Source organism: Phaeobacter sp. G2, assembly GCA_025163595.1.
Taxonomy (GTDB): domain Bacteria; phylum Pseudomonadota; class Alphaproteobacteria; order Rhodobacterales; family Rhodobacteraceae; genus Pseudophaeobacter.
In genome coordinates this window covers 974,633-993,366 of sequence record CP104100.1, presented here as the reverse complement: position 1 = coordinate 993,366, position 18,734 = coordinate 974,633, and the positions used below count along the sequence as shown (strand labels likewise).

The window sequence follows — 18,734 nt, the reverse complement described above, 5'->3', positions numbered from 1 at the left end:
CCAAATGCCTTGTGCGGGAATACAAAAAGAGGCCCGGCTAACAGCCGAACCTCTCAGAGCTTTTGGAAGGACAGCCGCCCCAGGCAGAGACATCAAGCCTTGGCGGCGGTCACCAGGAACTCTACCAGAAACTCTGGCAGGGCCAGTTTGGCCTCACCACAGGCGCGGGCCGGCGCATTGCCCTCGGGGACCCAAGCGTCCCAAACCGCATTCATTTCCTCAAAGTCGGCCATATCGGCCAGCCAGATGGTGGTCTGCAGGATGCGGGTCTTGTCAGACCCGACCTCAGCCAGCAGGGCGTCGATCTTATCCAGGCAGTCCTGGGTCTGCTGGGCCACGCTGGCGCCTTTGGTACCGACCTGCCCGGCGAGATAGATGGTATCGCCATGCACTACGATCTGGCTCATGCGGGCGCCGGTGTGGAGACGGGTGATTTCAGTCATGATTGTATTCCTGGTTGAAAAGAAAAAGCTACGATCGGAGAAGCCCCCGACGCATATCGAAGAGAGGCACCTTCGCAGGAGGTCAGGTCTCGATTATTGCGACAACAGCCACTTACCACTGGCCTGCCGACAGAAGCGACGAGAGGCGTTTACCGTCGCAGCTCCGCCATTGGGGTGAGCCACGTGTTTCAGCGAAACGCAGGCGCCCTGCTTTGCTGTCACGTTGACCACACCATGGGAGCCCGTTTGCGGATTGCTCCACTTGACCGAGCTGCCTACTTTTACCCTCGCATGCTCATACAGCGCGGATTCGGCCGCGCGCATCGTGTCAAAATCGACAGGCGACAGCGGCGATTGGGCTAAAATTCGGCTCAGTGGCTTGGCCGTTGCCGGGACAGAGGCAAATACAACAGATGCGGCAACAACAAGCGCAGGGAAGAAAGCAGCAGATTTGATCATGAGTGTCTTAACCTGAAAGGAAATGTTCAAAACAGCCCCTAAGACCTACGACAAGGCAAGAGCTGACGGGCCCAACATGACGCAAGCCGCCTGCCCTGTCCATCCACCACAGCGCATGGCCAGCGCCTCAGGAGAACTTGCGAAACAGCCGCGTGGTGTCAAAGAGCTCATCAAGGCGATCATAGCGCTCTTTGGTCTTGTCCCAGCTTTCCTCCTGGGTGGCGGCAATCATCGCCTCTAGCAACATCATGGTCGAGATATTCGAATCCCAAGCCGAGGGGATTTCAACCCAGCAATTGAAGGCATGTTCAGCCACCGCAGTCACCGGACTGGCCCATTGATCGGTGATCAGCACCACTTTGACACCCCGCTCGGCAGCCAGCTCAGCAAGCCGTTGCAGGTTGGTCTCGTAGCGGCGCACGTCAAACATCAGCAGGGTATCCCCCGGCTCCATGTCCAACACATAGTGCGGCCAGGTGGCGGAGGAAGAGGTCATATGTGTCACCCGCTGCCGGATCGCCTGAAAATGGGTAAAGGCATAGTCAGCCAGCGCCCGGGTGATCCGACCGCCAACCACATAGAGCCGCGCCTCGGTATTGGCGAGCTGCCGCACAGCCGCATCAAACTGGCCGGTGTCTACATTGGAAAAGGTTTGACTGAGGTTATCGGTCACCGCCTGGGAAAACCGGTTGAGCAAATGCCCCTCTGGCGCCTCGGCAGCCCAGTTTTCGCGCCGCTGTGTCGGCCCCGAAACCTTGGCCTCGAGTTCCTTGAGCAAGGCTTGGTGAAACTGCGGGTAGCCTTTGAACCCCAGCTTTTGCACCATTCGCGCCACAGTCGGCGTGGAGACATCGGCGTTGGAGGCCACAATAGTGATCGAGGCCAATCCAGCCACTGGATAATTCTCCAGCAGCGAATTGGCAAATTTGCGCTCTGACTGGGTCAGCGTTTTATATTGATCCCGGATCAACTCTCGCACGGTGAGCGGCGGTTTGGTCACAGTGGCATCCCTCCTCGGGGTGATCAAAAAACAGGCGGCAAGAGGCACAGTATACCCGAAATACCGCCGCGGTTACCAGTATCGCAGAAATCCCTTCTGAAATAATATTGACAGAAATATTGCTTCGTGAAAAGATTTTTTCAAAACGAGGAGAGATGAATGACGTTGAGCGATTCCCACGCTCCCTGTGCGGCTTACGAAGTGTTCAACGGCACCGGCCGTGGTGAGGCTTTGATCCTGTGCGAGCACGCCAGTCATCACATCCCGGATCGCTACGGCGATTTGGGTTTGGTGGGGGCCGATCGCCAGAGCCACGCAGCCTGGGACCCCGGCGCATTGGCCGTGGCAAAGGCTCTATCTGACGCCCTGGACGCGCCTCTGATTGCCTCGTGCATTTCCCGACTTGTCTATGACTGCAACCGCCCCCCAGAGGCGGCTTCGGCGATGCCGGAGAAATCTGAACTGATTGAAGTCCCCGGCAATGTCGCGCTGACGGATGCGCAGCGTGCGGAACGCGTTGACACGGTTTATCAGCCTTTCATCACTGCGGTTGACCAGATGATCGACCGACGCAAGGCCGAAGGGCTGCAGACCGCGCTGATCACCATTCACAGCTTTACACCAGTGTACTACGGCACCCCCCGCGCAGTGGAAATCGGCATCTTGCACGACAGTGACACGCGGCTTGCCGATGCCATGTTGGCGCAGGCCTCTGCCCTGCCCCAGCGCCAGGTGGACCGCAATGAGCCCTACGGGCCAGAAGACGGTGTGACCCATTCCCTGCAAATTCACGGGCTGGAAAACGGGCTCCCCAATGTGATGATCGAAGTCCGCAACGACCTGCTGCGCACCCCTCAGCAAGAAACCCAGATGGCGGATGAGCTGTTGGCCCTGCTGCGCCCGGCGCTGGCAGCCCTAAAGGCCGAAGGAGGCACCAGTGCCTAAACTTATCCTGCGCTACATTCGCGCCGTGGAGGCGATGAACAGGGTGATTGGCCGTTTTGCCATGTATCTGATCTTTGCCCTTATCGCGGTTCTTTTGTGGTCCTCGGTCTCCAAGACCTTTTTCAACCCGTCGCTTTGGACGCTGGAGATGGCTCAGTTCATCATGGTGGCCTACTACATTCTAGGCGGACCCTATTCGATGCAGATGGGATCAAACGTGCGGATGGATCTGTTCTATGGTGGCTGGACCACCCGGACCAAGGCCTTTGTCGATGCCTTTACCGTCTTGTTCCTCATGACCTACCTGGGCATCCTGCTTTATGGCGCGGTCAGCTCGATGGCCTATAGCCTGGGCTATTTTGGGCTAGAGCCGTTCTCCTTCTTTGGCGATATCATCGTGACCTTCTTTACCGAGGGTCCAAGCGCCGCCTGGGGCAAGATCGGCTATATCGAGCGCAGCTCCACCGCCTGGCGCCCCTATCTGTGGCCGGTGAAATCTATCCTCTGCTTCGGTGTCTTTCTGATGCTGTTGCAATGCCTTGCCGAATTGTTCCGCGATATCGGACGTCTTCGCGGAGTTGAAATCTGATGCCTTATGAATTGATCGCCGTTGTCATGTTTGCCGGCATGATGCTGATGCTGATGACCGGACAGCGGGTGTTTGGCGCCATCGGATTTGTTGGCGCTGTGGCGGGGATGCTGCTTTGGGGCACCGGCGGGGTCGAGATCCCCTTTGCCGCCTCGATGAAGCTGATGAAATGGTATCCGCTGCTGACCCTGCCGATGTTCATCTTCATGGGTTATGTGCTGTCTGAATCCAAAATTGCCGATGATCTTTACCGGATGTTCCACGTCTGGATGGGTCCGGTACAGGGCGGTCTGGCCATTGGCACCATCGGGCTGATGGTGCTGGTTTCCGCGATGAATGGCCTGTCGGTGGCAGGTATGGCCATTGGCGCCACCATCGCCCTGCCCGAATTGCTGCGCCGGGGCTATGACAAGATCCTGGTCACCGGCACCATTCAGGCCGGGTCCTCTCTGGGCATTCTGGTGCCGCCTTCGGTGGTTCTGGTGCTCTATGCGATGATTGCGCGTCAACCCGTGGGGCAGCTCTGGCTGGCTGGTGTCGTCCCCGGCCTGCTGATGGCCACCATGTTCATCATCTACATCTATATCCGCGCCAAAATGCAGCCTGACCTTGGCCCCGCAATGAGCCACGAAGAACTGGCCGAATATGATGAGATCAGCACCCATCCGCTGCGACTGAACTTCATCGTGCTGACCGGGATCGTGCTGGTGCCGCTCTTGGTGAAACTGGACGTGATCGCGCCCAAATCTGCCATTGGTTTTGCCCTCGGTGCGGCCGTGCTGGGCTTTGCCACCCGCGCCATGCCGCTGTTCTACCGGGATGTCTTCCTCAAGGAAAAACACCGGCTGCTGTTTTCCGGCGTGCTGCCCCTGGCGATTTTTGCCACCATGATGGTGCCCTTTGTAAATGGCTGGACCTCACTGGTCGAAAGCTCTGCCATTGGCGCCATGACCGCCTTTATCGCCGCCATCCTCAAAGGTCGGATGAACAAGGCGGTGTTTGAAACCACTGTTCGGTCTACCCTGGGGATTTCCTGCATGTTCATGTGGATCATCCTGGCAGCCCTGGGCTTTGGCGCCATCTTTGACGGGCTGGGCGCGGTAAAGGCCATCGAGGATCTGTTCACCGCACAACTGGGGCTAAGCCCCTGGATGATCCTGATCCTGATGCAGCTGAGCTTTATCGTGATGGGAACCTTCCTGGACGACACCGCCATGCTGGTGATTGTTGCGCCGCTTTATGTGCCACTGGTGGGCGCCCTTGGATTTGATCTGATCTGGTACGGGGTGCTGTATACCATCACCACGCAGATCGCCTATATGACGCCCCCCTTTGGCTATAACCTGTTCCTGATGCGCGCCATGGCCCCGCCAGAGATTGGCCTGAAGGATATCTATATCTCCATCATCCCCTTTGCCGCCGTCATGGTGGTGGCACTGGCCCTGATCATGGCCTTCCCACAGATAGCCCTGTGGCTGCCAGACCTGGTCTACGGCAGGTGATGGCCCCCCGAATAAACCAAAAAGAGCCCCGCGCGGGGGCCTGATTTCACAACCGAGAGTCAACAAGGAGTGAGTGTAATGACAACAAGACGTAAGTTTCTGCAAACCGCTGGTGTGGGGGCAATGGCCGCCCCGCTGGCGACACCAGCCCTGGCACAATCCACCATCAAATGGCGGATGCAGACCTATGCCGGCACAGCCCTGGCCGAGCACGTGGTGAAACCCGCCATCGACATGTTCAACCAGATCGCAGGCGACCGCATGCAGATCGAGCTATTCTACGCCGATCAACTGGTCCCCACAGGTGAGCTGTTCCGCGCCATGCAGCGCGGCACAATTGACGCCGTGCAGTCGGATGATGACTCGATGGCCTCGCCCACCGAGGTCACCGTTTTTGGCGGCTACTTCCCCTTCGGCTCGCGCTACTCGCTCGACGTGCCTGTACTGTTCAACCAGTATGGCCTGAACGAGATCTGGGACGAGGAATATTCCAAGGTTGGCGTCAAACACATCTCCGCCGGTGCATGGGATCCCTGCCACTTTGCCACCAAAGACCCAATCCGCAGCCTCGCTGACCTCAAAGGCAAGCGCGTCTTCACCTTCCCAACTGCGGGTCGTTTCCTCAGCCAGTTTGGCGTCGTGCCGGTCACCCTGCCCTGGGAAGACATCGAAGTCGCCCTGCAAACCGGCGAACTGGACGGGGTTGCCTGGTCCGGCATCACCGAAGACTACACTGTTGGCTGGGCCGATGTGACCAACTACTTCCTGACCAACAACATCTCTGGTGCCTGGGCGGGATCCTTCTTTGCCAACCAGGGTCGCTGGAACGAGCTGCCCGAAGATCTGCAGACCCTGTTCCGGGTCTGCTGTGACCAGTCGCACTACTACCGTCAGTGGTGGTATTGGGGTGGCGAAGCCTCCCTGCGGGTCAATGGCCCCAAGATGGAGCTGACCTCTATTCCAGACGCGGAATGGAAAACCGTCGAAGATGCAGCGGTCAAATTCTGGGATGAAATCGCCGCCGAAAGCCCCACCAAGGCCAAGGTTGTCGAGATCTTCAAGAAGTATAATGCTGACATGCAAAAGGCCGGTCGCCCCTACCGCTACGGCTAACCCCATCTGTCCCGGCGCCGCTGGTGCCGGGACACTCTATCTAGACAGGAAAATGCCCCATGACTGGTGTTCTGAGTTTTGACGATCTGAAAGCCCAAGTTGCCGCTGGCGAGGTGGATACCGTGCTGGTTTGCCTTGTGGATATGCAGGGCCGCCTGATGGGCAAACGCTTTCACGCCGGGCATTTTGTTGCTGGCGCCTGGGAAGAGACCCATTGCTGCAACTATCTGCTGGCCACCGACCTGGAGATGGCAACGCCCGATGGCTTCGCCTCGACCAGCTGGGAATCCGGCTATGGCGACTATGTGATGAAACCCGATCTTGCCACCCTGCGCCCCCTGCCCTGGCTCGAGGGTACGGTGATGGTGCTGTGTGATGTGCTGGATCACCACAGCCACGAAGAGATCCCCCATAGTCCCCGCGCCATTTTGAAGAAACAGATCCGCCGCCTTGACGCGCTTGGCTTTGACGCCATGACCGCGACCGAACTGGAATTTTTCCTGTTCGAGAAAAGCTTTGACGAGATCCGCAAATCGGACTTCCGCGATCTGCAGCCTATTTCAGGCTACAACGAGGACTACCACATCCTGCAGACCACCAAGGAAGAGCACGTGATGCGCCCCCTGCGCAATCACCTGTGGAACGCCGGGATCCCGGTGGAATGCACCAAAGGCGAGGCCGAAACCGGCCAGGAAGAGCTGAACATCAAATATGGCCGGGCCCAGGACACCGCCGATTTCCACACCATCGCCAAGCACGCCACCAAGGAGATCGCCTGGCAGCAGGGCCACGCGGTGACCTTCCTGCCCAAATGGCGTCACGACAAAGTGGGCTCCTCCAGCCATGTGCACCAGTCCCTGTGGAAAGATGGCAAGCCCGCCTTTTATGACGCGCAAGATGCGCTTGGCATGTCCGATCTGATGAAGAACTATATGGCTGGCCTGCTGAAGTACGCACCGGATTATACCTATTTCATGGCGCCCTACATCAACAGCTACAAGCGCTTCATGAAGGGCACTTTTGCCCCCACCCGCATCATCTGGTCGGTGGACAACCGCACCGCCGGCTATCGTCTTTGTGGTGTTGGCAGCAAATCAATCCGCGTCGAATGCCGCATTCCGGGGTCGGATATGAACCCCTACCTGGCGATGGCAGCCATGTTGGCTGCCGGTATTGCGGGTATCGAAGAAGGGCTGCAGCTGCAGGCGCCCGCAACGGGCGATGTCTATCAGGGCGACAGCGGGATGATCCCGGAAACCCTGCGCGACGCCCGTCTCAGCCTCAACGACTCTGCCATGCTGCGCGCTGCCATGGGCGATGATGTGGTGGACCACTACACCCGCGCCGCCGAAGTTGAGATCGAAGATTTTGACCGCGTGGTCACCGACTATGAAATCGCCCGTGGGTTTGAGCGCGTCTAACGACGCGCGGCCTTCGGCGAAGGTATTTTTAGCAAGATGAAGGGGGGCTCCCCTTTCAAACGAGATGAGGATGAACATGGGCCAGACCCTGAAATGTATCTCTCCGATTGACGGATCGGTTTATGCAGAGCGCCAGACCCTGTCCCGCGAAGAGGGATTTGCTGTCGCCACTGCGGCGCGCGCGGCGCAAAAGGCCTGGGCTGCACGCCCAGTGCAGGAACGCATCAAGCTGGTCATGGCAGGCGTAGCAGCTGTTGGCGCGATGAACGATGAAATCGTGCCCGAGCTGGCCCATATGATGGGGCGTCCGGTGCGCTATGGTGGCGAGTTTGGCGGCTTTAACGAGCGCAGTTCCTACATGGCAGAGATTGCCGAAACTGCGCTGGCAGATATCGAAGTTGGCGATGATGCTGACTTTAAACGCTACATCAAGCGTGTTCCACATGGGGTTGTCTTCATCGTGGCCCCCTGGAACTATCCCTATATGACGGCGATCAACACGCTGGCACCAGCCCTGATTGCCGGCAATACCGTGGTGCTGAAACATGCTACCCAGACGCTTCTGGTCGGAGAACGCATGGCAGCGGCCTTCCAGGCTGCTGGGGTTCCTGCCGAGGTGTTCCAGAACGTATTCCTGGACCATGACACCACTTCGGCCCTGATTGCGGACCGCGCCTTTGACTTTGTCAATTTCACCGGGTCAGTTGGCGGCGGCCAGGCAATGGAACGCGCGGCAGCTGGTACATTTACCGGCGTCGGCACCGAACTAGGCGGCAAAGATCCTGGTTATGTGATGGAAGATGCCGATCTAGATGCAGCCGTCGACACATTGATTGACGGCGCCATGTTCAACGCCGGCCAGTGCTGCTGCGGTATTGAACGCATCTATGTGCACGAAAGCCTTTATGATGATTTTGTCGCCAAGGCGGTCGAGATCGTCAAAGGCTACAAACTGGGCAATCCACTGCAGGAGACAACCACCATGGGCCCAATGGCCAATGTGCGTTTTGCCGCTGAAGTGCGCGCCCAGATTGACGAGGCCATCGCCGCGGGCGCCGTGGCGCATATCCCCACCATGGCCGAAGACGATGGTGGTGCCTATCTGACGCCGCAAATCCTGACAAATGTCACCCATGAGATGCGGGTGATGCGGGATGAAAGCTTTGGGCCCGTGGTTGGCATCATGAAAGTGTCTTCCGACGCTGAGGCTATCGCGCTGATGAACGACAGCGAATTTGGCCTCACCGCCTCGCTCTGGACCCAAGATCTGGACCGCGCTGCCCGCATTGGTGATGAGATCGAAACCGGCACCGTGTTCCTGAACCGTGCGGATTACCTTGATCCCAGCCTGTGCTGGACTGGTTGCAAGAACACTGGCCGCGGGGGAGGTTTGTCCGTCATCGGCTATCAGAACCTCACCCGCCCCAAAAGCTATCACCTGAAGAAACGCACCGCCTAGCAGCCTTCATCTTACTACAAATATCTCGGGGGAGCTTGCCGCAAGGCAAGCGGGGGCAGCGCCCCTTCTCCCGCTCCATCACAGGAAAACGCATATGAACCTCGTTGGAAACTGGTCCTATCCGACCGCAATCAAATTCGGCGCCGGCCGGATTAAGGAACTGGGTGAGGCCTGTGCCTCTGCCGGGATCAAAAAGCCACTGCTGGTCACCGACAAGGGACTGGCGGATTTGCCGGTCACCAAAAGCACCCTCGACATCATGGAGGCCGCTGGCCTGGGTCGGGGGATCTTTTTTGAAGTCGACCCCAACCCAAATGAGAAAAATCTAGAGGCCGGTGTCGCGGCCTATAACGCAGGTGGCCATGATGGCGTCATCGCGTTTGGCGGCGGCTCGGGTCTGGATCTGGGCAAAATGGTCGCCTTTATGGCGGGTCAGACCCGGCCAATATGGGATTTTGAAGACATTGGCGATTGGTGGACTCGCGCCGATGCAGATGCCATTGCCCCGATCATTGCAGTGCCCACCACCGCAGGCACCGGGTCCGAAGTCGGGCGCGCCTCGGTAATTACCGATTCTGTCAGCCATGTGAAAAAGATCATCTTTCACCCAAAAGTGCTGCCCACCGTGGTAATCTGTGACCCAGAGCTCACCGTTGGGATGCCAAAGTTCATCACCGCCGGCACCGGTCTGGACGCTTTTGCCCATTGTGTTGAGGCCTTTTCCTCACCGCATTACCACCCAATGTCGCAGGGCATTGCACTGGAAGGCATGCGTCTGGTCAAAGACTACCTGCCCCGCGCCTATGCCGATGGCAGCGACATCGAGGCCCGCGCGCAGATGATGTCAGCCGCCGCCATGGGGGCCACTGGTTTCCAGAAAGGTCTCGGCGCCATCCACGCCATGAGCCACCCAATCGGAGCCCATTTCAACACCCACCATGGCACCACCAATGCCGTCTGTATGCCGGCGGTGCTTGAGTTCAACGCCCCTGAAATTGCCGACCGGTTCAATATGGCGGCCGCATATCTGGGGATTGAGGGCGGCTTTGACGGCTTCCGCGCTTACGTGCAGGAGCTGAACGACAGCATGGGCATTCCGCGCGGCCTGTCGGATCTCGGCGTTACCGAGGCCTCGATCCCCGATCTGGTCAAAGGCGCACTCATTGACCCGTCTTGCGGCGGCAACCCCATTGAGCTGACAGAAGAAAACCTGACGCAGCTGTTCAAAGCCGCACTGTAAACCATACGAAAACCATACGATCCTTCACGGTTCCTGCTCCCCGGTCCATGGCCGGGGAGTTTTTGGTTGAAAGACGGACCGCGCGGATCTGACCATTGCGCCTACAAGGACTGGCCCAGACTGATACGCGGGCTCAGCGCTTCGCATATGGGCGCCAGTTCTTCTGCGCTGTCGCGCGCCTGCAGCAGAATTTCTGCGGCCCGCTCGCCAATGTCGCGGCGGCAGGCATCGGTGGTCGCCAATTGCAGCGGCAGTCCCGATAGAATCTGTAGATTATTGAACCCCGCCAAGGCCACATCCCCGGGCACCGACAGCCCAGTGGCAAGGCAGTGCATATAGCCGCCGACGCTCATCACATCGCTGGAATAGTAAATACAGTCCAGATCCGGTTGGCGCGCCAGCATATTGGCGGTCAGCGCACGCCCGGTTTCTATCGAGCTGTCGCCGGCGTAGTGCTCCAGATCCACCAGTGATACCCCCTGCGCAGCGAGCCCCTCGGCAAAGCCATCAAAGCGTTTGCGGGCGCGAAAATCCTGCGGCATCTTGGTGCCGATAAAACCGATGCGCCGATAGCCCCGCGCTAGGATTTGCGCCGCCATATCCCGTCCCGCCTGCAAATGCGAAATACCAACGCAGTGGCGCAGTGGCGTGCCATCAACATCCATTACCTCGACCACCGGACAATCCGCCTGCAAGAGCATCCGCCGGGTGGCATCGTTGTGCTCCAACCCGGCCACGATCAGGCCAGAGGGTCGCCAGCTCAGCATCTCGCGGATGACCTCCTCTTCCTCATTCAGCTCATAGCCGGAAATACCAACAACGGGCTTTAGCGGGCTTTGTTTCAACACCGAAGAAATCCCGGACAGCACTTCGGGAAAGACAAAACTGTTGAGCGAGGGGACCACCACAGCCACCAGGTTCACCGATTGCGACGACAGAGAGCCGGCAATGCGATTGGGCACATAGCCATGGGCGCGGGCTATCTCCTCGACCTTGGCGCGGGTTGATTTTGAAACATCCCGGGCGCCACGCAGCGCGCGACTGGCGGTCATTTCGCTGACACCGGCAAGCCGGGCAACATCCTTCAGGAGCATTTTTTTTGTCATGCGCACATGGTCTTGTACTTCGTGCTCCACCGCAAGTGCTGCTGAGCAAAACTGCAAGATTGAGGATCTTCCGAACGCATTGGAGACGCCGGACGTTCTGCATCCCCTCAGTGGTCCGCGTCAGGCAGTCCTGCTTCAAACCACAAACATTAGCCCCAGACCGGTCCCTCGACGCAGAGCACACGAAGGTTCAAAACGCGGACGGAACTGCCGTTCACGCAAAGCAAATTAACGTCCGCTGGTGCGGGAAACCTGCCATTATGTCGGATGATACCGGGAAACCGTGAGCCGGTTTGTCAGGACTGATCAAGGTTCGCGGCCAGCGCCGCGAGGTTGTCGAGGGAAGCAGACCATCCACCGCGATAGTCGTTAAACAAATCCGCCCCGACGAGGCTCGTGATCTGTAATATGACGCGCAGGGTGCTGCCCGCATCGCTCTTTGAGATTTCGTGACTACAAAGCGAGATCGACATCATCTGACCGCCCACGATCAGCGTTTCCGTGAAAGATAGAAATTCTGGCGTGACGACGTGAAAGAGGCCGGTGGTGTTGAACTCGGGGGCATCCTTCGGGCCGCAACGGATTTCCTCGCGTCCTCCGGGCCGACAGTCATACTGGTCGATGATGACAACGCTTTCGTCATTCGGTGCTGCCCATTTCTGACGCAGATCGCGGTCGATAATGACATGGAAAAGCCGGTCGGGCGCACACGCAATTTCGCGTTCCAGGGTCAAGGTCTCGTAGTCAGCCATTGTTGCTTTCCTTCTCGATGTGCTCGGCGAGAGCGGATAGGCGGTCGAGACGCCTTTCCCAGATGCGCCGTTGCTGTTTCAGCCATTCCTCGGCCTCGGCTATCGCGACCGCTTCGATATGAACCGTCCGAACGCGGCCAATTTTCTCGGAGCGGATCATTCCTGCGGATTCGAGCTTGCCGAGATGCTTCAGAAAGGACGGCAGGGCCATATCGTGAGGCTCATGCAATTCCGATACCGGCGCGGGGCCGGTCATCAGACGCGCGACCACAGCGCGCCTGGTGGGATCGGCAAGTGCAGAGAAAAAACCGTCAAGATTGCTAGCCATGTGGCTAACTAAACTGGTCCGGTGTTTTGGTCAACAGAAAAGGTAGCAAAAAGGCTAAGTGTTCTTGCCCAAGCTGCGCCGTGAATAGCGAGCAAGGTCAGCGCTGCGTGCTTTTTGGTCGTTTGCAGGAAGCGCAGCTTCGGTAAGTCCGGGCTCGTTCCCGCCATACGCTGGGATCTGCGCGAGGGGCCGGTTTCTATTGTGGGGTCAGTTCAAAACCTGAAGATCACAGTCACCTGATCTTCAACAGGGTTGCTTTTCGATTTCGTTAGCGATAACGGTTCGAGCAACGTTATCGCTAACAATAGAACTCATCCACGAAACGGAGCCTCCATATGACCCTCAAAATCGCAATCAATGGATTTGGCCGCATTGGCCGTGGCGTGATGCGCGCGCTTTTGGAAAATGGCACCAGGGATATGGAAGTGGTGGCGATCAATGATCTGGCCTCGGTAGAAACACTGGCGCATCTGCTGAAATATGACTCGGTGCACGGGCGCCTGAAAACACCGGTTGAAACGGGCACAGACCACATCGTCCTGGCCGGAAAGACCATTCGCCTAACCGCAATACGCGACCCCAAAGACCTGCCCTGGTCGGATGTGGACATTGCCCTGGAATGCACCGGGCATTTCACCAGCCGCAACGCAGCTGCCGCCCATTTGGCCAATGGCTCCAAACGGGTGCTGCTGTCGGCACCGGGCAAGGACATGGACCGGACCGTGGTTTACGGCGTCAACCACACCGCGCTTACCGCGGAAGATCTGATTGTCTCCAATGCCTCCTGCACCACCAATTGCCTGGCGCCACTGGCCCAGGTGCTGGATCAGAGCTTTGGCATTCAGACCGGGTACATGACCACCATTCACGCTTACACTGGCGACCAGCCCACCCATGACAGCCCCCATAGCGATCTCTACCGGGGGCGCGCGGCCGCCCTGTCGATGGTGCCCACCTCCACCGGGGCAGCCCGCGCCATTGCCGAGGTTTTACCGCAGCTCAAAGGCCGCCTCGAAGGCTCCGCCATCCGGGTCCCCACCCCCAATGTCTCCATGGTGGATTTGAGCTTCATGCCTGAGCGCCCCGCAACGCCGGAAGCAATCAATGCCGCTGTCCAGGCCGCAGCTGAAGGGCCACTAAAAGGCGTGCTCTCCTATGAGCAAGACCCGATGGTGTCGGTTGATTTCAACCATGATCCCCATTCCTCCTGCTTTGCTCCCGCTCAAACCACGGTAACGGCTGGGGGCCTGGTTCGGGTGGTGAGCTGGTATGACAATGAATGGGGATTTTCCAATCGGATGCTGGACACCGCGCGGCATATGGGCAGCCTGATCTAGACCACCTAGCACCCGGACCGAGATCCAGTCAGGCGTCTCAGCGCCTGGCTTTTCCTTGCAATTTTGCATCAAGAAATGGCACTCTGGCAGTATGCAAACAGAGGGCTGGATCGCCCCACCAGGGGAGAGAAGCAACTGAAATCCGTCCGTCTCAGATTGCTCCTGCTGGCTCTGTTGCCCCTCGCCGTGCTGATGCCATTGCTGCTGACACTGGCGATGGCCCGGTGGAATGCCGATTACGATGCGGTGCTCATCGCCAAGGTCGAAAGCGATTTGCGCATTGCCGAGCAATATCTGGGCCATTTGCAGATTGGCAGCGCAGAAAGCCTGCGCAGCATTGCCAATTCCACTGCCTTTCATCAGGCACTGGCCAAAGGCCCCGCAGAGGTGCAGGCCCACCTGCAGGCGCTGCGCGATGACCTGCAACTGGATTTTCTGGACTATCTCACCCTCTCTGATCTGACACCTGACTTGGGGGACTGGCCGGTCATTCAGGCCGCATCCAGGGGCCAGCGCGCGTCGCAGATTGATATTTTCTCCGCGGATGACCTTACCGATGTCGCCCCCCATCTGGCAGACCAAGCCCGAATTTCCCTGATCGAGACCGAAGCCGCCGCGCCGACCTCGCGCCAGGTCGAAGATCGCGGCATGGTGCTGCATACCGCCGCTCCGGTTGCCACCCTCGGCCATCACGGTGTGCTGCGCGGCGGTCGGTTGCTCAATCGCAACCTTGGCTTTATCGACACGCTCAATGCGCTGGTCTATCTCGGCGGCCCGGCTGAACAGAACCGTCAGGGCACTGCCACCCTGTTTCTGGACGATACCCGCATCTCAACCAATGTGCGCCTGTTCGAGGACGTGCGCGCCCTTGGCACCCGCGTTTCAGCGGTGGTGCGCAACAAGGTGCTGGGAGAGGGGCTGACTTGGCTGAACCGCGCCTTTGTGGTCAATGACTGGTATATTTCCGGCTATCTGCCCCTGACCGACAGCTATGGCACCCGGGTGGGCATGCTCTATGTCGGGTTTCTCGAAGCGCCTTATACCGCCGCCAAGAAAGAGGCCTACTGGACAATTGTTGCGGTATTTCTGGCTGTCTTGGCCTTGTCCGCCCCGCTTTTTTTATGGCTGGCCAAGGGGATCTTTTCGCCCTTGGAACGGATGAGCCTGACCATGAAGCGGGTGGAACGTGGCGACCTGACAGCGCGCAATGGCAGCACCGGGCGACAGGATGAAATTGGCCAGGTGGCAGGGCATCTCGACAGTCTTCTGGATCAGATCCAGGAGCGTGACCAACGCCTGCGCGATTGGGCTGGAGAGCTGAACCAGCGGGTAGATCGGCGCACTGTCGAACTGCGCGCGGCGAACAAGAAACTGGAAGAGACCTTTCAACAACTGGTGATGAGTGAAAAGCTCGCCTCGATCGGAGAAATCACCGCCGGGGTCGCCCATGAGATCAACAACCCGGTAGCGGTAATCCAGGGCAATGTGGATGTGATCCGCATGACCCTGGGCCCAGAGGAGGCACAGGAGGTGGGGACCGAACTGGATCTCATCGACAATCAAGTGATGCGTATTGGCGCCATCGTCAGCAAGCTGTTGCAATTTGCCCGGCCCTCGGAATTTGGCACCTTTGAGGAGAGCCTGGATCTAGCGCCGCTGGTCACTGATTGCCTGGTGTTGGTGGATCATGTGATCGCGCGACAGGCAATCCAGGTGGAAAAACGGTTCGATCAGGAAACGCGCCCAGCCCCTCCGGTCCGCATCGACCCGGGCGAGCTGCAACAGGTGGTGATCAACCTGATCCTCAACGCCGCCCAAGCCATGGAGGGCGACGGCACTTTGACCCTATCCCTGCAGGGCGCTGAGCGCGACGACCGCTACGGTGCCCTGCTCACGGTTGCCGACAGCGGCTGCGGCATCCCCGAAGACCATCTCGCGGCGGTGTTCAATCCGTTTTACACCACAAAACTTGGCGAGGGCACGGGCCTGGGGCTCTCGATCAGTCAAACCCTGATCCAGCGCGCCGGCGGTATTATATCCGCGCGAAACCGCAAGGCCGGCGGAGCCGCCTTCTCCATTTGGCTTCCCGCCGCAGAAGCTTCACAAGACGCTGAAACCACATCCGCCGCCCAATAACCGACAGATCAATACCCTGTCTTAGTATCCTGTCGCGCAATTGGCTGAAAACCTGCGGTCTAGCCCCCCGCACTGTGCCCCGCATGGCGCGCCCGGTCCAAGGCCATTGGCGCGGTTCTGGCCTCGCCAGAACAGAGCTCACCAGAACAAAGACTGGGCGCGGGAGAGCCACCTTCTGCAACAAATGCTATGGACGCAAGCACGGTCAGACTTCCCAGCTGGAACACTTCCGGTCAACTGTTTTGCGCGACACCCCCAAACGGCGGGCTGCCTCGGCCCGGTTGCCATCACAGGCATCCAGCACATGCATAATATGACGCTGAGTGACCAGGTCCAGGGATTCAACCGCCGCCACACCGGTAATGCCGCCCTTGCCAGCAAACTCCTCGGGAAATTCCCCCAGGATCACCGAGCGTTCGATAAGATTTCGCAGCTCCCGCACATTTCCAGGCCAGTCATAGCGTGAAAACTTCAGCAATGTATCTTCATTCAGCTCCAAGGCCGCCATACCAAGACTGCTGGCAAATTGCTCCATGAACAGGGCGGCCAGCTCGACAATGTCTTCGACCCGATCCTTCAGCGGCGGCATCTGGATCTCAACCACATTGATCCGATGATAGAGATCAGCACGGAACCGCCCGTCTGCCACGGCCTGTTGCAGATCCGCGTTGGTGGCAAAAAGAAAACGCAGGTTGAGCGGGATATCCCGTTCCGCCCCGACGGGACGCACCCGCTGATCCTCCAGCACCCGCAGCAGTGCCGCCTGAACCTGATCCGGCATCTGCGCCACTTCATCCAGAAACAGCGTGCCGCCATCCGCATGCAAAAACAGACCATCCCTGCGCCGGTTCTGATCGTCAATCTGCCCAAACAGCTCATGGGCAATGCGGTCCGGCGCGATCGCCGCGCAGTTCACCGCCACAAAGGGTTTTTCCGCACGGTCCGACAGCGAATGCAGGGTCCGCGCCGCGATCTCCTTGCCGGTGCCGCTGGCTCCGGTGAACAAGACCGGTGTCGGCAGCGGCGCCAGGCGGTGCAGCATATCGCGGGCCTGGCTGATGGCTGCGGATTTGCCCAACAACCGGCCCCGCCCCGTCGCGCCCTCAGCCGAGAGTTCGTGTTTCAGCAGATAGTTTTCCCGCCGCAGGTATTTGCGGTCCAGCGCCCGGGCGATCGAGTTTAAGATCTGATTGGCCCGAAACGGTTTGAGCACAAAATCTGCCACCCCAGCCCGCAGGGCCAGGATCGCGGTTTCCAGATCGGCATAGGCGGTGACCAGAATAGTGTCGGCAAACAATCCCACCCGGCGTTGTTCCTGCACCCATTCCAGGCCGGTTTTTCCGGGCATGAGATTATCCAAAATGATCAGATCAAAATGCGCCTGATCCAATATGGCCGAGGCCGCAGCCGCCGAAGCCGCCTGCTCCACTCGTTTGCAACGCGGCGCCAGGATTTTGGTGAGGAAGTTGCGCATGCCCGGCTCATCATCAATCACCAGGATCGAGGCCCCGGCGAGGTTCTCACCATATTCATCGCTCGTGCTGTCAGCCGGACGCATTGCCGTTCCTATCCCGTCTCTCATCCCGGTCTCCCCCACCTGAGCCTGACGCCTTTACCCGCAAAAATCAAACCTCTGACTTTGCAGCCCACCTACTCGGCGGGCGTGGCAGAGCTGTTTTTAGGGGCCTGAGCTTGCTCGCGCTGCACCTCTTCCAGCCAGATCGAGTGGTGCTGTTTGGCCCAGGCCTCGTCTACCTCGCCCGACCCCATGGCATCATAAGCGCCTTCCATGCCCACCGAGCCGATGTAGATATGGGCAATGATGATCGCCATCAGCACAAAGCCCAGAATGGCATGCCACGCCTGCGCCAGCTGCATTTCTTCCTGTGGCGCCAGCTCAACCGGCAACAGGCCCAATCCCAACAGCTCGGACAGGCCCGAGGCATTCAGCAGGCCAAATGTCTTGGCAAAGAGCGGCAATTCATAGGGGAACAGCAAAGACACCCCCGACAGCGAGATTGAGGTGCCAAACAGCACCACGGACCAAAAGATCATCTTTTGTCCGGCGTTGAATTTCTTGGCAGGTGGGTGGGCTGAACCGATGATGCCGCCAAACTGGCGCAGCCAGACCAGATCCGTACGATTGGGAATATTGTGCACCGCCCACATCACAAAGATCATCACCAACCCGAGAATAAACCCCCAAGCCACCGTGTTATGCAGCCATTTGCTCAGGTCCAACAGCGCCGCATTGGGCGCTTTGCCCAAATATGGCGCAATGACCAGCCGACCAAACAGGGACAATAGCCCGGTCACACCCAGCACGATAAATGACCCTGCCAACAGCCAGTGACCAATGCGTTCGATGGCTTTGAACCGCGTCACGGTGCGCCCGGTTTTTTCACCATCAATGCGAATTCTGCCGCGCAACACAAAGAACACCAAAAGCACACCAATGGTGCCCAGCAACAGCCAGCCACCATACTGGCGCAAGGGACCTTCACGGAACGCAAGCCAGCGCATGCCGCCGTCCTGCACCAGCACCTTGGCAACCTCGCCGCCGCTGGAGACCTTCACATCGGCAGTACCGTAGCGCAGCTGCCGCCACAGTTCAGGGTCGGAAACCCCGCCCAGGGTGCCCAGCTGGGCGCTTATCGCCGCTGCGGATTCGGGATCCCCAGTGTTGTCTTTGCGAAAACTGTCATCCAGCGCCTGCCCCCGTTGCCGCGCCAGGATATCATCCAGGGTCTGCGCGCCACCGGTTGCACTGCGATCCACTGCCCCCGGTGTGTCTGTCGTGACCGCCTGCGCCACCGCTACGTCGGAGATCAGGAAGAAACACAGCGTAAGCTGCACGAAAAATAGAGATGCCAGGCGCAGCATGGGCCACACTCCTTTGCAGGT

At 58.8% G+C, this 18,734-nt stretch carries 17 protein-coding genes; 9 read left to right on the top strand and 8 right to left on the bottom strand.

Annotated features, from left to right (window positions below; all coding sequences use genetic code 11):
* Positions 1-92 precede the first annotated feature (92 nt).
* From N1037_04870 to N1037_04860, 3 genes are all read right to left on the bottom strand, one after another.
* Positions 93-443, bottom strand: coding sequence for a RidA family protein (locus N1037_04870; GenBank protein ID UWS80368.1), 351 nt, complete (start codon positions 441-443; stop codon positions 93-95).
* A gap of 93 nt (positions 444-536) precedes the next feature.
* Positions 537-932: a hypothetical protein gene (locus N1037_04865; GenBank protein ID UWS80367.1), complete on the bottom strand. Its 396-nt coding sequence runs from the start codon at positions 930-932 to the stop codon at positions 537-539.
* A 97-nt stretch (positions 933-1,029) separates the two neighbouring features.
* Entirely contained in the window at positions 1,030-1,902 is an 873-nt protein-coding gene (locus N1037_04860; protein ID UWS80366.1) for a MurR/RpiR family transcriptional regulator, read from the bottom strand.
* 159 nt (positions 1,903-2,061) lie between these two features.
* Here N1037_04860 and N1037_04855 point away from each other — a divergent pair, with 159 nt between their 5' ends.
* The 7 genes from N1037_04855 (at position 2,062) to N1037_04825 (ending at position 10,171) form a co-directional block, all read left to right on the top strand.
* Positions 2,062-2,847, top strand: a complete 786-nt coding sequence (locus N1037_04855; protein UWS80365.1) for an N-formylglutamate amidohydrolase — start codon at positions 2,062-2,064, stop codon at positions 2,845-2,847.
* Positions 2,840-3,436: a TRAP transporter small permease subunit gene (locus N1037_04850; GenBank protein UWS80364.1), complete on the top strand. Its 597-nt coding sequence runs from the start codon at positions 2,840-2,842 to the stop codon at positions 3,434-3,436. Before N1037_04855 ends, N1037_04850 begins: the two co-directional genes overlap by 8 nt.
* Positions 3,436-4,938 (top strand): TRAP transporter large permease subunit, encoded by a 1,503-nt coding sequence (locus tag N1037_04845; protein UWS80363.1) that lies wholly within the window; start codon positions 3,436-3,438, stop codon positions 4,936-4,938. Before N1037_04850 ends, N1037_04845 begins: the two co-directional genes overlap by 1 nt.
* 78 nt (positions 4,939-5,016) lie before the next feature.
* Positions 5,017-6,051, top strand: a complete 1,035-nt coding sequence (locus N1037_04840; GenBank protein ID UWS80362.1) for a TRAP transporter substrate-binding protein — start codon at positions 5,017-5,019, stop codon at positions 6,049-6,051.
* A 59-nt stretch (positions 6,052-6,110) separates the two neighbouring features.
* A complete protein-coding gene (locus N1037_04835) occupies positions 6,111-7,472 on the top strand; it encodes a glutamine synthetase family protein (protein UWS80361.1) in 1,362 nt (453 codons plus the stop codon).
* A gap of 76 nt (positions 7,473-7,548) precedes the next feature.
* Positions 7,549-8,931, top strand: coding sequence for an aldehyde dehydrogenase family protein (locus N1037_04830; protein ID UWS80360.1), 1,383 nt, complete (start codon positions 7,549-7,551; stop codon positions 8,929-8,931).
* A gap of 94 nt (positions 8,932-9,025) precedes the next feature.
* Positions 9,026-10,171, top strand: a complete 1,146-nt coding sequence (locus tag N1037_04825; GenBank protein UWS80359.1) for an iron-containing alcohol dehydrogenase — start codon at positions 9,026-9,028, stop codon at positions 10,169-10,171.
* Between the two features lie 101 nt (positions 10,172-10,272).
* Here N1037_04825 and N1037_04820 read toward each other — a convergent pair whose 3' ends face one another.
* From N1037_04820 to N1037_04810, 3 genes are all read right to left on the bottom strand, one after another.
* Positions 10,273-11,277: a LacI family DNA-binding transcriptional regulator gene (locus N1037_04820; GenBank protein UWS80358.1), complete on the bottom strand. Its 1,005-nt coding sequence runs from the start codon at positions 11,275-11,277 to the stop codon at positions 10,273-10,275.
* Positions 11,278-11,573: 296 nt separating this feature from the next.
* Entirely contained in the window at positions 11,574-12,029 is a 456-nt protein-coding gene (locus N1037_04815; protein UWS80357.1) for an SRPBCC domain-containing protein, read from the bottom strand.
* Entirely contained in the window at positions 12,022-12,357 is a 336-nt protein-coding gene (locus N1037_04810; GenBank protein UWS80356.1) for a metalloregulator ArsR/SmtB family transcription factor, read from the bottom strand. The genes N1037_04815 and N1037_04810 overlap by 8 nt, the downstream gene beginning before the upstream one ends.
* 335 nt (positions 12,358-12,692) lie before the next feature.
* Between N1037_04810 and gap the strand changes: the two genes are divergently transcribed.
* Together gap and N1037_04800 are read left to right on the top strand one after the other, a co-directional pair.
* Complete coding sequence (gene gap, locus N1037_04805) at positions 12,693-13,694, top strand: type I glyceraldehyde-3-phosphate dehydrogenase (GenBank protein ID UWS80355.1); 1,002 nt, start codon at positions 12,693-12,695, stop codon at positions 13,692-13,694.
* A gap of 75 nt (positions 13,695-13,769) precedes the next feature.
* Positions 13,770-15,830 carry a cache domain-containing protein gene (locus N1037_04800; GenBank protein ID UWS80354.1) on the top strand — a complete coding sequence of 687 codons (2,061 nt, stop codon included), beginning with the start codon at positions 13,770-13,772 and terminating at the stop codon, positions 15,828-15,830.
* 205 nt (positions 15,831-16,035) lie between these two features.
* On the opposite strand, the gene N1037_04795 is transcribed toward N1037_04800, so the two are convergent.
* A complete protein-coding gene (locus tag N1037_04795) occupies positions 16,036-17,412 on the bottom strand; it encodes a sigma-54 dependent transcriptional regulator (GenBank protein ID UWS80353.1) in 1,377 nt (458 codons plus the stop codon).
* A gap of 68 nt (positions 17,413-17,480) precedes the next feature.
* Positions 17,481-18,713 carry a formate dehydrogenase subunit gamma gene (locus N1037_04790; GenBank protein ID UWS80352.1) on the bottom strand — a complete coding sequence of 411 codons (1,233 nt, stop codon included), beginning with the start codon at positions 18,711-18,713 and terminating at the stop codon, positions 17,481-17,483.
* Positions 18,714-18,734 lie beyond the last annotated feature (21 nt).

Excerpts from the sequence above, each read along its gene's own strand:
- N1037_04825 (UWS80359.1), top strand. The coding sequence starts at position 9,026 with ATGAACCTCGTTGGAAACTGGTCCTATCCGACCGCAATCAAATTCGGC.
- N1037_04820 (UWS80358.1), bottom strand. The coding sequence starts at position 11,277 with ATGACAAAAAAAATGCTCCTGAAGGATGTTGCCCGGCTTGCCGGTGTC.
- N1037_04810 (UWS80356.1), bottom strand. The coding sequence starts at position 12,357 with ATGGCTAGCAATCTTGACGGTTTTTTCTCTGCACTTGCCGATCCCACC.
- N1037_04830 (UWS80360.1), top strand. The coding sequence starts at position 7,549 with ATGGGCCAGACCCTGAAATGTATCTCTCCGATTGACGGATCGGTTTAT.
- gap (UWS80355.1), top strand. The coding sequence starts at position 12,693 with ATGACCCTCAAAATCGCAATCAATGGATTTGGCCGCATTGGCCGTGGC.
- N1037_04840 (UWS80362.1), top strand. The coding sequence starts at position 5,017 with ATGACAACAAGACGTAAGTTTCTGCAAACCGCTGGTGTGGGGGCAATG.
- N1037_04855 (UWS80365.1), top strand. The coding sequence starts at position 2,062 with ATGACGTTGAGCGATTCCCACGCTCCCTGTGCGGCTTACGAAGTGTTC.
- N1037_04795 (UWS80353.1), bottom strand. The coding sequence starts at position 17,412 with ATGAGAGACGGGATAGGAACGGCAATGCGTCCGGCTGACAGCACGAGC.
- N1037_04835 (UWS80361.1), top strand. The coding sequence starts at position 6,111 with ATGACTGGTGTTCTGAGTTTTGACGATCTGAAAGCCCAAGTTGCCGCT.
- N1037_04815 (UWS80357.1), bottom strand. The coding sequence starts at position 12,029 with ATGGCTGACTACGAGACCTTGACCCTGGAACGCGAAATTGCGTGTGCG.
- N1037_04845 (UWS80363.1), top strand. The coding sequence starts at position 3,436 with ATGCCTTATGAATTGATCGCCGTTGTCATGTTTGCCGGCATGATGCTG.
- N1037_04870 (UWS80368.1), bottom strand. The coding sequence starts at position 443 with ATGACTGAAATCACCCGTCTCCACACCGGCGCCCGCATGAGCCAGATC.
- N1037_04800 (UWS80354.1), top strand. The coding sequence starts at position 13,770 with ATGGCACTCTGGCAGTATGCAAACAGAGGGCTGGATCGCCCCACCAGG.
- N1037_04790 (UWS80352.1), bottom strand. The coding sequence starts at position 18,713 with ATGCTGCGCCTGGCATCTCTATTTTTCGTGCAGCTTACGCTGTGTTTC.